Source organism: Mycoplasma sp. Mirounga ES2805-ORL, assembly GCF_017084445.1.
Taxonomy (GTDB): Bacteria; Bacillota_I; Bacilli_A; order Mycoplasmatales; family Metamycoplasmataceae; genus Mycoplasmopsis.
Genome location: NZ_CP070947.1, coordinates 19090 through 35484 on the forward strand (window position 1 = coordinate 19090; position 16395 = coordinate 35484).

General features: G+C 26.1%; 13 protein-coding genes, 1 tRNA gene and 1 CRISPR repeat array. Of the genes, 3 read left to right on the top strand and 11 right to left on the bottom strand.

Annotated features, from left to right (window positions below; genetic code table 4):
* The 3 genes from JXZ90_RS00100 (at window position 1) to JXZ90_RS00110 (ending at window position 2507) form a co-directional block, all read left to right on the top strand.
* Entirely contained in the window at window positions 1-1287 is a 1287-nt protein-coding gene (locus JXZ90_RS00100; protein WP_205848375.1) for a glucose-6-phosphate isomerase, read from the top strand.
* 72 nt (window positions 1288-1359) lie between these two features.
* The gene (gene mutM, locus JXZ90_RS00105) at window positions 1360-2190 is read left to right on the top strand and encodes a bifunctional DNA-formamidopyrimidine glycosylase/DNA-(apurinic or apyrimidinic site) lyase (RefSeq protein WP_205848376.1); all 831 of its coding nucleotides are present in this window, start codon (window positions 1360-1362) and stop codon (window positions 2188-2190) included.
* Between the two features lie 2 nt (window positions 2191-2192).
* The gene (locus tag JXZ90_RS00110) at window positions 2193-2507 is read left to right on the top strand and encodes a Smr/MutS family protein (protein ID WP_205848377.1); all 315 of its coding nucleotides are present in this window, start codon (window positions 2193-2195) and stop codon (window positions 2505-2507) included.
* A gap of 34 nt (window positions 2508-2541) precedes the next feature.
* Here the strand turns inward: JXZ90_RS00110 and JXZ90_RS00115 are convergent, their stop codons facing one another.
* The 11 genes from JXZ90_RS00115 to rplM form a co-directional block, all read right to left on the bottom strand.
* Window positions 2542-3849 carry an MAG2810 family protein gene (locus tag JXZ90_RS00115; RefSeq protein WP_205848378.1) on the bottom strand — a complete coding sequence of 436 codons (1308 nt, stop codon included), beginning with the start codon at window positions 3847-3849 and terminating at the stop codon, window positions 2542-2544.
* A gap of 130 nt (window positions 3850-3979) precedes the next feature.
* Window positions 3980-4405 (bottom strand): hypothetical protein, encoded by a 426-nt coding sequence (locus JXZ90_RS00120; RefSeq protein ID WP_205848379.1) that lies wholly within the window; start codon window positions 4403-4405, stop codon window positions 3980-3982.
* A 57-nt stretch (window positions 4406-4462) separates the two neighbouring features.
* Window positions 4463-5176 carry a glycerol-3-phosphate 1-O-acyltransferase PlsY gene (gene plsY, locus JXZ90_RS00125; RefSeq protein WP_205848380.1) on the bottom strand — a complete coding sequence of 238 codons (714 nt, stop codon included), beginning with the start codon at window positions 5174-5176 and terminating at the stop codon, window positions 4463-4465.
* Between the two features lie 44 nt (window positions 5177-5220).
* Window positions 5221-6225, bottom strand: a complete 1005-nt coding sequence (locus tag JXZ90_RS00130) for a nicotinate phosphoribosyltransferase (RefSeq protein ID WP_205848381.1) — start codon at window positions 6223-6225, stop codon at window positions 5221-5223.
* Window positions 6226-6492: 267 nt separating this feature from the next.
* Window positions 6493-9567: a CRISPR direct-repeat array (repeat unit 36 nt; unit sequence GTTATAGCTTACTCAAAAATTGTACAGCACTAAAAC).
* 6 nt (window positions 9568-9573) lie between these two features.
* Window positions 9574-10335: a hypothetical protein gene (locus JXZ90_RS00135; protein WP_205848382.1), complete on the bottom strand. Its 762-nt coding sequence runs from the start codon at window positions 10333-10335 to the stop codon at window positions 9574-9576.
* The gene (gene cas2, locus JXZ90_RS00140) at window positions 10335-10643 is read right to left on the bottom strand and encodes a CRISPR-associated endonuclease Cas2 (protein ID WP_305848731.1); all 309 of its coding nucleotides are present in this window, start codon (window positions 10641-10643) and stop codon (window positions 10335-10337) included. The genes JXZ90_RS00135 and cas2 overlap by 1 nt, the downstream gene beginning before the upstream one ends.
* A gap of 7 nt (window positions 10644-10650) precedes the next feature.
* On the bottom strand, window positions 10651-11532 hold the full coding sequence (gene cas1 / locus JXZ90_RS00145) for a type II CRISPR-associated endonuclease Cas1 (protein WP_205848384.1): 882 nt from the start codon (window positions 11530-11532) through the stop codon (window positions 10651-10653).
* Window positions 11533-11635: 103 nt separating this feature from the next.
* Window positions 11636-15145, bottom strand: a complete 3510-nt coding sequence (gene cas9, locus JXZ90_RS00150) for a type II CRISPR RNA-guided endonuclease Cas9 (RefSeq protein ID WP_205848385.1) — start codon at window positions 15143-15145, stop codon at window positions 11636-11638.
* A 172-nt stretch (window positions 15146-15317) separates the two neighbouring features.
* Window positions 15318-15394: transfer RNA gene (locus tag JXZ90_RS00155), tRNA-Ile, on the bottom strand.
* Window positions 15395-15454: 60 nt separating this feature from the next.
* Entirely contained in the window at window positions 15455-15913 is a 459-nt protein-coding gene (gene rpsI, locus JXZ90_RS00160) for a 30S ribosomal protein S9 (RefSeq protein WP_205848386.1), read from the bottom strand.
* A gap of 2 nt (window positions 15914-15915) precedes the next feature.
* The gene (gene rplM, locus JXZ90_RS00165; RefSeq protein ID WP_205848387.1) at window positions 15916-16350 is read right to left on the bottom strand and encodes a 50S ribosomal protein L13; all 435 of its coding nucleotides are present in this window, start codon (window positions 16348-16350) and stop codon (window positions 15916-15918) included.
* Between the last annotated feature and the right edge of the window lie 45 nt (window positions 16351-16395).

The window sequence follows — 16395 nt, forward strand, 5'->3', positions numbered from 1 at the left end:
ATGAAAGAAACAGTTACATTAAATTTATCTCATGCCTTAAAACTCAAAGAGATTTTAGAATACAAAAATAAAGTAGAAAAGATTCATAAATCTATTTTTGACTATAGTGTTGATGAAAAAGAATGGCTAGGTTGAATAGAACAACCTTCAAGAGTTTCAAATGAAGAAATTGAAAAGATGGAAAACATTGTTGACTTATGACAAATGAATAAAATAGAAGCTGTTGTTATTATTGGAATTGGTGGTTCTTATTTAGGGGCAAAATCAGGTTATGAATTTATGTTTGGACCTTATTCGCCAAACAAACCTAAAATAGAGTTAATCTTTAGTGGGAATACTGTAAGTAGTGAGAGTTTAATCAATCAACTTAAATATCTTGAAAATAAAAAGTTTGCTATTAATGTTATTTCTAAAAGTGGCACAACCCTAGAACCAGCTATAGCTTTCCGTGAATTTAGGAAATTGTTAGAAAGGAATGTCGGAATTCCTAAAGCAAGAGATTTTATTGTTGCAACAACAGATGCCAAGAAAGGCAAACTATTTGATTTTGCTAATCAAATGGGATACCATAAGTTAGTTGTACCTGATGATATTGGTGGTAGATTTAGTGTTCTAAGTCCTGTTGGGTTATTTCCATTCATTTGCGCAGGAATTAATGTTAGAGAATTATTAAAAGGCGCTCATGACTGCGTTGAGTATGTTAAAAATAAACCATTTGAAGAAAACTATGCTTATCAATATGCTGCAGCTAGACATATTTTAAGTAAAAAGTATAACGTTGAGATGATGGTTAATTATGAACCTAAATTAAGATATTTTAGTGAATGGTGAAAACAATTATTTGGTGAAAGTGAAGGCAAGAATAATCTAGGATTACTTCCAACATCTTGTCAATTTTCAACTGACTTACATTCGCTAGGCCAATTTATTCAAGAGGGTAAAAAGATATTGTTTGAATCACATTTAATTTTAGATAAACCTAAAAAAGATTTAATTTTAGATTTTAAAAAAGAACAATTTGATGACGGTTTGGTTTATTTAGATGGGAAAAGTCTTCATGAAATTAATTGAAATATTTTTGAGTCTAGTGTTGAAGCACATAGCAAGGACGCAAATATTCCAAATTTAGTTTTTCATTTAAAGGATGATTCTGAATATTCATTAGGCTATTTATTCCAATTTTTTATGTTCAGTGTAACAATGAGTGCCTATCTTCTTGGCGTTAATCCATTTAATCAGCCTGGTGTTGAAATATATAAAACAAACATGTCTAGAATTCTTAATTAATAGAGTAAAAGATCCAGCAACAATTTGCTTGGTTTTTTAATGCTTTTTTTGATTAGTATTTATAATATTTATATGCCAGAAATGCCAGAAGTTATTACAGTTGTTAAGGATCTAAAAAAACTAGTTGTTAATAAAAGAATTGATAAAGTTTTTATTAGAACTCCAAAATTAATAAAAGAAGTATCTATAAATGAATTTACTTCATTTTTAATTAATGAAACAATTATAGATATTAGAAATTTAGGGAAACATATTATTTTTTATTTAACTAACGATAAGTATTTATTAAGTCATTTAAGGATGACTGGTAAGTATTTTGTTTATAAATCTTTTAGAAAACCTACAATTCATGATCATCTATATTTCCAACTAAGCGATGGTTCATTTATTTTTTATAATGATGCAAGACAATTTGGAACATTCCATATTAAAACAAAGGAAACTTTATATACAACAAAACCTTTAAATTCCCTAGGCCAAACACCAGATAAAATTGATGCTAATACTTTGTATAATAAATTAAAAAAGAAAACTATCCCTATTAAGTTAACACTTTTAGATCAAAGTATTGTTTTGGGTTTGGGAAATATTTATGTTAATGAAGCTTTATTTGCTGCTAAAATTCATCCTGAAACACCTACTAATAAAGTTACAATTGAAGAATTAAAAAGAATTCTTATTTTTTCAGACCAAATTATGAAAAAATCTGTAGAGCTAGGCGGTTCTTCTATCCAATCATATTCAAGTGTTAATGGTGTTAGAGGTGGATATCAAAATCATTTAAAGGTTCATTTAAGAAATAATTTACCATGTTTTGAATGTAATACTAAAATTGAGCGAATGTATATTAACAAACGCTCAACGTATTATTGTCCTAAATGTCAAAGTCAAATAAAGGAGTAATCGTGAATGAAGATGAAGAATTTATGAATGCAATATTAAGACAAGCCGAAAATATTGATTATGATGAAGATGAAGAATTTGGTAGTGGTTGCGAAGAACATTTTATTGACTTACACGGTATGTCTGTAAATGAAGCGGTAGCTGCTTTTGAATTAGCTTTGATTGAAACTCACAATAGACAATGTAAATCATTAACAGTGATTGTTGGTCATGGAACCAAAACACTTAAAACACATATTGAAGACATATTAATTAGGGATAATTTAAAATATACGCTAACTAAAAACAAAGCAGGTTTTAGAATAAAATTAAAATAAATACTCATAAATAATCAATCTATGAGCCTTTATTTTATTTATTTATATTATCATTAGTTTCATCTAAATTATTATCAATTTTATATTCTAAATCGTTATTTATTTTTAATTCTTTTTCTTCAATTTCTTTTGTTAATTCTTCTATATTTGTTGAAGTTAAATTTAATCCAAATGGCGCTAATAATTCTAACAACATGTATAATAAGTAAAAATCATCAATAATTTTTTCTGATATTTTTTCAGATAATTTATGTACATTAATAGAATGATTTTTAAAAAATAAATCAAATAATTCAGTTGGTGTATCAAAGAATATATATGCTTCTTGTTCTCTAATAAACATTGATAAATTTGTTAGTTTTTTAAGTCTGAATCTTTGTTTTTTATCAATGATATTTATAAAATGACCTAGTATTAACTCACCACTAATTAGTTTAAGAAAATCTATATTATTTGAATCATTAAGTCATTCATTAAGTAATTCTTTGTCATTAACTTTAAGATATAAATGTTCATATTCTTTTTTAGAAAAAACTATTTCTTCAAAATTTGCAGGTGTGTAATTATTGTTTTTGTCAAATAGTGTAAGTGATATTTTTTCATTAAAGTTTTTTAATTTAGCTGCTATTGCAAAACGTTTAATTGATGAATTAAGTTCAATTCTAGATCCATAAATTGTAGAACCATCTTTTTTAAGTTGTTTTATATATTTATTTTTTAAATCATTAATATTTTTTCACGAATTTGATTTGTATTCCAAATTTTGCATTTTGAATAAATGGGAGTCGTTGTGAAATTCATATTGTTCATATTTGTTATTTGAGCAATAAAAATTATTGTCAATATCTTTAAAATTTGAAATATTTTTGAAAAACTTTATTAAGCTATATTTTTTTAGTTCTTCATCGCCATAATGGTTAGTGTATGTTAGATTTAGAAAATTAAAAATTTGGTTGTAGATTTTATATTTATTAAATTTATTTATAATTTGCTTAGCTAAATATTTATGAGATTTTACGCCCAGAGAGAATAAAATAAATCCAATAAATGTAAAAAATAATCCAAACGATAATGGTACAAGTAATTTTCATTCTTTATTAAAAGGGTTGTTTTCTTTATACATAAATAGTAATGCAATTGTCACAGTTATTATAGTAATTATTAATCCCGATAATAAAAATCCTAGGCCTATTCATTTTCAGATTTTTGCCAAATGTACGTGTTTTTTATTTTGCTTATCTTTTAGTACTTTTTCAATTTCTTTATTTGCAATTTTAAAAACCGCTGAATGTGTATGAGATGAAAAAGCATCTTTTGACATGATATTATTTCAACTTTCCATGGTATCTCCTAATAGTATTTATATATTGATTATTTAATTATATATGTTTATTGTATTATCTATTAAGTAATTAAAATAGTTAAATAAAGAATAATAAAAAACTCCAATTAAGGAGTTTCATTTTGTCTTATTAAACTTTCTTAGATCCAAAAACAATTGAAATAATAAGTAAGATTAATGAAATTGATACAGCTAATAGTGTTGCTAGTAAATCAAGTCATCAATTTCATCCATGTAGATTTTTGTAATTTGAATTACCTAGAACTACAGATAATAGTATTGTTGCAGAACAAATAAATAAGATAATTATCATTGATAACATCAATTGTCCAATAGGTGTAGTTTTTGATTTTCTAAATATATCTACAAAATAAACAATGAAAATTTGTGTTGCAAGAACAAAAGTAACTGAACCACAGATCATTGTCGTCGTTGTTATTAAGTAATTTTTATTATAGTCTTTTGATGAAAATAAGTAAATCACTGAAAGAATTGATATCGCAATGATTATTGCTGAATGCATAACGGTAATTGTCATAAAACGTGATTTTTTCATTTCGCCTCCTTTTTACTTTAATTTTAGCAAAACAATTGTTGCTTTTAAATAAATAAATTAAAGCTTTAGCTTTGATTCATTATGATTAATTAATCTTTTAATATTTGAGCGATGTGCAAAAATTATAACGATTGAATCAATGAAGAATAAAATTCCAGAAACATATCAATATCTACTTAAGCAACATGGTTTTAATGATTCTGTATGTTCAACTGAGTTCATAAAGAATCCAAGTATTCCTTGTGTCACTCAAGGAAAGAATGTTAATGGTATTAATATAAGTGTTGTGATTATGCCAGCTAATGAAACATATCTAGTTATAAAGAAAACTGTTAATCAAATAATTGCGGCTATTACAAAGATAACTACATTTATTGTTGCTATAAAACCAACTGAGCATGCTATTCCTTTTCCGCCCTTAAATTTAAAGTAAATTGGGAAAATATGACCTATAACAACACCTAATCCGAGAGCTTGTGGACTCATAAAATACTTATTTGCAAATTCTTGATAAGCGTATCTATTTAAAATAGCAACTATTAGAACTGGAACAAAAGTTTTTAATACATCTATTGCAAAAATTAGACCAGCTATTTTTTTGCCGTAAACTCTTAGAGCATTTGTTGCTCCAGCATTTTTTGAGCAATGTTTTCTAATATCATCTCGCATCTTTTTTTTGCTAACAATAATTGACGTATTCAATGATCCAAAAAATAGGTAGCCAATTAAAAAAAGTGCAAAATTAAGCAAGAAAATATAAATTATTTCCATAATCCTCCAAAATATATTTATAAATTTTACCATTAAATTAATTATTAATTATATTCAACAAGGTTTTCGTTTTTTCTATAAAATCTACCTTCTTTAGCTTCTTTTTTGCCATTCAATAATGTTGCATCAGCGCTGAAACTACATATGCTTTTAAAAATACTTTGACCAACACCATAAGAGTCAACTGGAGCCATATTATCTTCGAAAAATTTTATTTTTTCTGGATTAAAACCACTTGAGACAATTATTTTTACATTATTTGCTCCTGCTTCATCTAATGCCTTTCTAAGTCTTTTTATTTGTTCGACATTTACGCCATAAAAACTTTCATTATCAGGTTCATTATCGAACATGTGGTCTTTAATGTTTTTGGCTGTATCTACTCTAACTCCATAAAGTTTATCTTTAAGCAAATTGAAACATTCAACAGCTTCTTTTATTACATTATTATGATAATCAACAAGTGCAATTAGTTTGTTGTTTGGAAAAGTTTTAGAATATGCAATCATGGCAGCTTTAGTATCTCCGCCAAAATTTTGAATTAGAGCATGTGGTACTGAACCGAAGGTGCTTTCCTTATGATTTATATTATGCATATCTGTTGAAACACTCGTTATGCCTGCTACTGCAATAGCCTTACCATCGATTTTTTGCATTAAATAATGGTCGGCTCTGTCACCCATAAAAATTATATTTTTACCTTTTGCTGCTTTTTTACAATGATATCCATTCGTCGCTATTGATGATGATCTGCTTAAAATACCATCTATCATACCTTCAAATTTTCCAAAATCCTCATAGTGTCCTTCTAGTTCTAGAACTATATCAAGACTATTAATTATTGAGCCTTCTGGCAAATATCTAATTTTATATTTTGAAATATCAGAGTTATTTTTTAATAACTCTAAAACTTCATTCATACCTGCTAATAAGGAGTCATCTTTTCTTTGAAAGAATTGCAAAGTAATAATGTTTTTAGGCTTTTCTGAAGATATTATTTTCTCTGTTTTGTGGAAATATTTAGCAATATATTTATCTATTTTTTTCATTATGTTTCCTTAAATAAAATGTAAGACCAAGTCTATGTGTATAAATTATATAGTAAAAGATATTGAGACTAATCTTTCTTAGACTTAGTTATTATAAATTTATAAAAAGTGAAAATAAATTATTGTTATAATATCTTTAATTAGATATTTAAGTAATAGCTTTGTAAAAAAAATATGTGTATTTTGTATGTTTAATTCTTGAAACTTTAAATATTTTAAATATCAAATTTTTTGTGTCTTTAATTAAGGAAAAGCAAATATTTTCATGTTATAGCTTACTCAAAAATTGTACAGCACTAAAACTAGGATGGAGTTCTATATTAGTAGTTCTGGGTTATAGCTTACTCAAAAATTGTACAGCACTAAAACAAGTAAAAAACTATGTAAAAGATGCAATAAGTTATAGCTTACTCAAAAATTGTACAGCACTAAAACTAAGATATATTTTTATATCATTATACCTTTGTTATAGCTTACTCAAAAATTGTACAGCACTAAAACACGGTAATTAATGTTATAAGAGCGTTCAGCGTTATAGCTTACTCAAAAATTGTACAGCACTAAAACCAAATAGCCATTACAAAGACAAGATATAGGGTTATAGCTTACTCAAAAATTGTACAGCACTAAAACCATTTGCGATTTGCTCAAAAGTGTGCGGTAGTTATAGCTTACTCAAAAATTGTACAGCACTAAAACTCGGGTTTAGCGAAGCCGCCGGGGGAACCATGTTATAGCTTACTCAAAAATTGTACAGCACTAAAACCAGGTAGCACAGGCAAGAACTGACAAGCATGTTATAGCTTACTCAAAAATTGTACAGCACTAAAACTATTACTCATATCTATCCTCCTTAAACTGTGTTATAGCTTACTCAAAAATTGTACAGCACTAAAACGGTTTTTTTGCTGCATGAAATAGTTGCAAGGTTATAGCTTACTCAAAAATTGTACAGCACTAAAACATACAAAGACAAGTATATGATAGACAACAAGTTATAGCTTACTCAAAAATTGTACAGCACTAAAACAACGCACGGACGAAACTAAATTAAAAAAGTGTTATAGCTTACTCAAAAATTGTACAGCACTAAAACTCCTTTAATTATTTGCTATATAAATAATTTGTTATAGCTTACTCAAAAATTGTACAGCACTAAAACCTTTAAGTTTAGAGGTGTCTATATTCTTAGGTTATAGCTTACTCAAAAATTGTACAGCACTAAAACTAAATATTTATAATGATAGTGCGGATTTGAGTTATAGCTTACTCAAAAATTGTACAGCACTAAAACCACCCCTTTTATCTTTAACTACTTCACTTGGTTATAGCTTACTCAAAAATTGTACAGCACTAAAACTAACTTCAACAACATATCTATTATCTTTTTGTTATAGCTTACTCAAAAATTGTACAGCACTAAAACCATCCCAACCTCAAGCATAAGTATCTAAATGTTATAGCTTACTCAAAAATTGTACAGCACTAAAACTCGCTGATTTATTTTCTATTTGAATTTGTTGTTATAGCTTACTCAAAAATTGTACAGCACTAAAACAGTGCCAGATATAGATAATGCAGAAATAGTGTTATAGCTTACTCAAAAATTGTACAGCACTAAAACAAATACCACAAGTTAATCAAAAATGTAAATGTTATAGCTTACTCAAAAATTGTACAGCACTAAAACCTGCGTCAATAATAGTATCAGGTGTTAAATGTTATAGCTTACTCAAAAATTGTACAGCACTAAAACCCTGCTTTCAACACACCAAGATATTTTTTAGTTATAGCTTACTCAAAAATTGTACAGCACTAAAACTATTCATAATACTAAAATAGGTTATTTCGGGTTATAGCTTACTCAAAAATTGTACAGCACTAAAACATACAAGATATATTTAGTTATTTTATTGAGGGTTATAGCTTACTCAAAAATTGTACAGCACTAAAACAAGTATTGTGGATGTTTCTTTATGATGTTAGTTATAGCTTACTCAAAAATTGTACAGCACTAAAACCTGCTTTAAAATTATCAACTTTATTAGATAGTTATAGCTTACTCAAAAATTGTACAGCACTAAAACTCTAGAAAACCATTACTTAGATAATTATAAGTTATAGCTTACTCAAAAATTGTACAGCACTAAAACTATCTGTAAAGTTGTCTATTACTAAACTTTGTTATAGCTTACTCAAAAATTGTACAGCACTAAAACGTAATAATAATTGTTGTTTTTGGTAATTATGTTATAGCTTACTCAAAAATTGTACAGCACTAAAACCTTTGTCTCCATTTAATATTCCATAGATTTGTTATAGCTTACTCAAAAATTGTACAGCACTAAAACCGTCTTGTTTAAATTTTTTATATGTAGCAAGTTATAGCTTACTCAAAAATTGTACAGCACTAAAACCTTGATAATAACAATAATATTTTTTATGTAGTTATAGCTTACTCAAAAATTGTACAGCACTAAAACCTGGTGTTTTAGCAGATACTATTAAATCTTGTTATAGCTTACTCAAAAATTGTACAGCACTAAAACCTCTCTTGGAACAATCTAATCAAGAATATAGTTATAGCTTACTCAAAAATTGTACAGCACTAAAACATTATTGCGTGATAATTTTAAAAAGGAGGAGTTATAGCTTACTCAAAAATTGTACAGCACTAAAACACAACACTAAATATAAAGTCTTTAAGAAGTGTTATAGCTTACTCAAAAATTGTACAGCACTAAAACTTACGTTCTTTTTATTATAAACGCTAACAGTGTTATAGCTTACTCAAAAATTGTACAGCACTAAAACGCGCTTCGACTTAGGGCAAATAAAACAAATGTTATAGCTTACTCAAAAATTGTACAGCACTAAAACAATACTTTTTATGTATTTTTTGACTTCGGCGTTATAGCTTACTCAAAAATTGTACAGCACTAAAACCGGTTTTAGTTTTTAAAGTATATGTTTTTAGTTATAGCTTACTCAAAAATTGTACAGCACTAAAACAAAAATTTTACTTATATTGCCGATTTTTATGTTATAGCTTACTCAAAAATTGTACAGCACTAAAACGGTGCTCAAAATTGACAATTCGCATTTTACGTTATAGCTTACTCAAAAATTGTACAGCACTAAAACATGGAAGCCAAAGACTTTTATAATTTATTTGTTATAGCTTACTCAAAAATTGTACAGCACTAAAACTATGTTACTATTATACCATAAAAATTAAAAGTTATAGCTTACTCAAAAATTGTACAGCACTAAAACAAGTGGGTCTTAATGTTTTTTTAATATGATGTTATAGCTTACTCAAAAATTGTACAGCACTAAAACCTCATTTTAAAGAAAAAAATGTTTTTTCAACTCAAAATAACTGAAAATATCATTTTTAAAATGTTTAATTATTTCTTGCTCGTTAAACTCTTTTAGTGAAGGATATAATTTCTTAATTCATTGAACAAATATATCATTACTGGTAATATTCTTTATCTCATCTTTGAAAAGAAATCCGCATAATTCTAAATCTTCAAATTTTTCGCAGTGATTAAAAATATTATTTGTCAAAATAATAAATTTATACTTTGGTGTTAGTTCATATAGTTCTCTAATTGAAATATTTGGTATATTATCAATAATAACTAATTTAGTTGTGGAATTTAATTCGTTTTTTAACCAATTAATTATTTTATTTTTATTCGCAAACTTATTACCATCAATGGTAAAAATATATTTATATATTTTGCTGAAATCAACATTTATATTTAGTAATTCATCTCCCACAAAACCATTTATGCTGTTTTTAATGAATTCAAGGTTTTCAATCTTTAGGATATTATTAGTATTTCAATTAGAATCATTTATTAAAGTTTTAACTAATTGATTTTTTACGCTAAATTCATACAAATCGGACATTTTTGTTAGAGTATCAAAAAAGTATGAATCTTTCAGGTAAAAGTATTTATCATTAATAACAATAGATGGCGATTCACTATTCATTTCCATCATGTTAATATTTTTTATAAATTCTTTTGAATTAGGAACATCTATAACTATTAGATCATCTATATAGTTATTTATTTCTATATTACCTATTTTATTCATTATAGTTTGATGTATCTTTCCTGTCCGTTATATATTTCAGATAAACTTTTTTGTCCTGACAAAATTTCAATATTTTGATATTGTGATTCAGTAATCATAAAAAATCTAACATTTGAGTTTTGTGGAATAATATTTAATATTTTCTTTTTTTCATATTCATAGACAGTGTGACTTGAAACACATTTTCCATATATTGAATATTGAATCATATAGTATCCTAGTTTAGTTAAATTATTCTTAAATATTTGATAATTTTGTATATCTTTTTTATTATCCATACATACATCATACATAATAATAATCCGCATAAATCTACTAGTAATTTGGATCAATGGATAAATCTCTTTTATTATTTTGATTCGTTAATAAATCTTCAATAAAAATTTGTATGTATTTTGAAAAAGACATTTTTTTATTTTCAACAATAATATTTTCTTCAAAAATTAAGAATAATTGTTCTTTAAACTCTTGAAAATTATGAAACTCTGTATTTTTTCAATATTTATAAACTAGTAAATCTATTAAACATCTAAAAGGTTCCATTATGTCACATGAAAGTGGAAAATTATTGTTATAACTTTTATGAAATAATCCTATCCTTGTATCATATCCTTTTGAACTTAAATGTCGAGTAACATAACTAGTTAAAATCGAATAACCGTAATTTAAATATTGATTAATAACATTATTTTCATCATCCCTACGATAGCTTGAACCAAATAATATTTTGAAATATAATTTTGCAACATGACCTTCCACGTTACTAACATCTAGATATTGAACAGAGTTTATATAATTGTCGAATTTTAATTTTAAATCATCATTTAAAAGATTAATTTTTTCTAATATATTTTTAGAATTTTTAATTTTAAGTTTTACTATAGATGTTCATAGGTTTCCTTTAAAATCATCATCTCATTGCAATTGTTTTTGTAATACTTTAGTACTATAATAACCTTGATAAGGTATTAATAAGGCATTAGGGAGATGTTTTCTATCACAAAATATGATGTTTACTCCCAAATTAACTAATTCATTTAACAAAGGAAGCGATATTGTACTTCTTTCATTTTCAAAAATAATAGTTTCTATATTAGATGTTGGAATAATAATTTTTGTATCATTCTTTCTAACAACTAAGTTGTTTAAAAACATATTTATATAAGTAGCTTCAGATATTTGAATAATTTTTTTCATGCGTCTCCAAAATTAGTATAAAATATAATTGTGACGTATATAGCTTACTCAAAAATTGTACGCACTAAAATAAAGCGCCTATATGGCAGCTGTAATTGCCCACCTAGTGGGTTTTTTTATACACATTACCTAGAACGTCTAGTTCTACTATTTTATAATTTTTCATTAACACATTTATCGACTTTATAAGTCTTTTATTATCTAAATTATCTTTTATCTTTGAAATTTCGATAGTTTGATTAGAAGGAACTAAACCAACGGTGTGGTAAAGTTCATTTTGTTCATCCATGAAAATAGTTCCTTTTTTTAATACAAGAACAGGTTTTTCAGATAATTCAATATTAAATTGTTCTTTTTTAGAATCTAAGGATTCTTGATCATAAACACTTTCATCAAGAAGATTTATATTTTTGCCTGTCATTTTTAAAATTTGACTGTTTGCAACTATAAGTGAATAGTTATTTTTTTTGTTCTTATAAACTAGACCGCCAATTCAATTAAGGCTTTCATTAAATGATTTATTATTTTGTTTTTTATTCATAACTATATTGTCTTTTTTATAAGAATCACCTATTAATCTTAGTTTTTTATAAATTTTAATAGTTTTAGTTTCATAGTTGTAAATTGCAATTTTTCCAAAGTTAACTAGTGTATCAATTTTTTCTTTTGTAAATGTTTCTGGGAAGTTTATCAATAAGTCATTATACATGTATTCTATAAACGGATTTTTATGATCTTGATATTTCATATAAATGTCATTAAGTATTTTATATTCAGATTTATGGCTATTGCACATTAATAATTTAGATGCTTTGGGGGCATTTTCGCCAAAATAATCTTTTAAGTTTTTATCCTTATTTTTTTCATCAATAAGTTTTATGTATGTAATTTTATTAATTGAACTATTATCAAGTGAATTTTCTTTAAGTCCGTAAAGTGTATCATTAAATAATTTAACATTGCTTTTTGTAATAATTTTTCTTGAAAATTGAAAATCAACTTTTCTATTTTCTAAACTATTTTTAACAATTTGAGCAATTTTTTTAGAATCGTATAATTTTTTAAGCTCTTTAGAATTTGAAACTTCTTTTAAAACTCCTGTTAACATATTTTCTTTATATAATATTCCATTAAGACTTACTAATTCATATTTAGTGTCATCTAAAAATAATTCATTAAATAAGGTTTTAGTATTATTTGAGATTAAAGAAATAATTGTGGCGTCAACAGCGTGATGAGAAAAATCATTTCTGTCTTTTAAGCCAATTTTAGATATCTTTCTAATATAACTTGTTATACTTCCATTAATACAGGTTACTTTAAATTCATTATCATGATTTTTTGAATAATTTTGTAAAGTATCTCTAAATATTTTAGTTGCATATCTAGTATCGTTCAAATTTCTGGCCATAAATGTTTTCTGGTCATTTTCATCAAATTTAGAAACTAATAATTTGTTATGCTTATCTGATTTAGATTTTTTACTTGGAAATCATGAATCATCTTTATTATGTAAGAATAATTTATCACATCATTCTTTATACATTATTCAATTCCATTGTGAACTATTAAGTTTTTTAAAGTAATTAAAAGGTATGTTTTGTCCTTTTACTTGATTATTTGTTCTTTTAGTCAATACTTTATTTGATGATGAGTCATCCATTGATCAACTATAAGGAATAATGTGGTCTATTTCTACATAACTAGGATCATTAATTATTAATTCTAGATCAAGTTCTTTTCCATCATAAGGGTCAATATGTTCTTGTTGTAAATAAAGAAATAATTTATATTTTAAATTATTTGAAAACTTACTTGAATTTAAATCTATGTTCTTATTTAATAATTTAGATATATTAGTTTCAATAGAATTATTTCTTTTCTTGTTTGAATTATTTAATTGTGATATTTGTTTTCTAACTTCATCACTATTTTTTTCTCTAGCAAGTTCAACAGTAACATTTTTAATATCATAAATATCCGAATATAACTTTTTAATTTTGTTAAATACAGATACAGCTTCTTTCATAGTTGTTCTTACAGAAGGTGGAAGTATGGCATCATCTAAAAAAGCTTGACTGAGGTATTTTTTATTTTGTATATTTGTTTCATTTGCTTTTTGTAGGTTTTCATCATTAAATTTAATTCTTTCAAAATTATCACTATATTTTAGTAGTGATGGAATAAAGTATAAGTGGCATTTAGTTGATAAACTAGACATTTGAGAAGAAATTATCTTTTCTGAAGATGAAAGATTTTTAATAGCGTCTTCTTTTAAATCTTCTGTCTCAAAATATTTATTTCAGAACTTTAGTTTAGATAATAATTCTATTCTTTGGTTTAAATCTTGTGTTTTTGACAATTCTGTTACTATTTCATCATAATCATTTATTCATAATTCATAATTAGGGAATGAAATAATATCTAAGTTAGCATTACCGCGGGCAAGAATTTGGGTAATATAGAAAATATTTTTTAATTCAGAAAAATTTAACTCATAAGTTTTGTTTTTGGCTACACCAAAACCTAGATTCTTCATTTGTAATCAAGAATCATCAATTCCTTTATTTTTGGAATAATCAAGCAAGATGTTTTTTAACATAGAAATATTAAAGTTAGTAATTCTAGTTTTTGCAGATGTTATATCTTTATACTTATTAAGTAATGTATTTAGGAGTTCAATTTTATTTTCTTCGCTTAATTTAAAATCTACAAAGGCTGAATTAATTAGATTATTCATATCGTTTAATAGATTAAAAATTTCTGAGCTTGCAGTATGTTTTGGCGCTCTTGGTTGGTCTACAAAAACACTACAACGCCCAATATTTTTTTCTCATATGGAGTCACCAATTTTTTCTATGTGACCATCATTATTTTTTTGATATAAACCATATTTAGTAGGACTATTTTGACTACCGGGTCCTACATTAAAAGGTCTTATAGTTGAAAATAAATTTAAAAAATCATTCTTTATAGCAGAAATTACTTTTTCTGGATAATTGTCAAAAACTTGATTTAATTCTTTAATTCAATCAAGGTTTGAAAATGATCTTGAGTATTCTGAAGCAAAGTTATCTTGATTTTTGTAAAAACCATTTTTTTCATAAAACTTATATAAAAGTTCAGTTGGCAATAATTTTTCATTTTTTGCTAAAATTGCTTTTGACTTGTTATCATCATTATTGTTTTTATCAGACTCATTTTCAATTATCGTGTAGAAGAAACCTCTATTCTCTAAGTAATCATGTAACAATCAAGATAATTCTTTAGGACTAACTTGATTTCTTAGAGCTTTAATTTTTAGATCAAGAATATTTTGATATTTATTTGATAATTTTCTAAAAGTGTCATAAATATCTTTTTTTGACTCAAATTTAAAAAAATCTTGATATCTAAATAACATGTTTATAAATTTTTCATTTCTATACTTTCTTCTTCTTAAAAGTCTTCTTGATGAACGAGCCGCTCTTCTGTCGGTTGCTAGTTCTGGTTCACTAAATAGTCTTGAACCAAGTTTTAAAATTTCATTTGTGTTATTGTCAATTACTGCTCAACCCACAGATCCTACACCTAGGTCAAATCCTATTGTAACTTCATGTTTTTTATCATTCATTGTATATACTCCTCTTTTAATTTGAATATTTTCTTAATTTAATTTTATCTTAAATAAGAATTTAGATTCATATTTTGAAATCGATTTCTTTTGTTGAATAACTTTTTGATCATAAAATCATAAAAGTAAAATAAAAACTCCAAAATTGGAGTTTGATCAAAACTAATTGAAATGGTGCGAACTAATGGACTTGAACCATCGACCTCACGATTATCAGTCGTGTGCTCTAACCAACTGAGCTAAGCTCGCAAGCAATGTGACTATTATTGTCACATGTTATTATATAAATTATTTTAAAATTCGGAAATATTAACGTTTTGAGAATTGACGTGAACGACGTGCAGCATTAAGACCTGGTTTTTTACGTTCTTTAATTCTTGCATCTCTTGTTAACATACCTTCAGGTTTTAGTTTTCCTCTATATGAATCACTAGCTAATAGTAAAGCTCTAGCAATACCTAATCTAATAGCTCCTGCTTGGCCACTTAAACCGCCACCTCTAACATTTACACTAATATCAAACTTACCTTTTGTTTCGGTAATAACTAATGGTTGTTCAGCATCTTTAATATAAATATCACTTGTTAAATAATCTCTTGCAGGACGTTTGTTAATTGTAAAATCACCTTTTCCTGGTCTAAGAATAACTCTAGCTGTTGAGCTTTTACGACGACCTAATCCACGGTATTCAACTTCTGAAGAAGTTTTTTTAGTTTTAACTGTTGTAGTTTTCTTTGTAGTAGTTGTTTTTTTAGTTGTTTCTGCCATGACTATCTAATCTCCAAACTTTCTGGTTTTTGTGCTTCATATTTGTGTGTAGGTCCTTCAACAACAAATAGGTTTTTACGTTGCTTGTCTCCTAATTTTGTATGTGGAAGCATACCATAAATAGCTTTTTCTACTAATGCAGTAGGTTTTTTAACTCTTAATTTATCTGCGGTAATAGTTTTTAGACCACCTGGGTAACCTGAGTGGCTGTAGTAAACCTTATCTGTTTCTTTATTTGCTGTTAATTGAATTTTTTCGGCGTTAATAACAATAACATTATCGCCCATGTCAGCGTTTGGTGTAAATGTTGCTTTTGTTTTTCCTCTAAGAACCGAGGCAACAAAAGAAGCTAAACGACCTAAAACTTGACCTTCAGCATCAACAACAAATCATTTTTTATTTGCATGTTCACGATTAACAATTGTTGTTTGTCTCATTTTGCTCTCCTTTAATTTTTATAAAATAAACGTTAATTTCACACT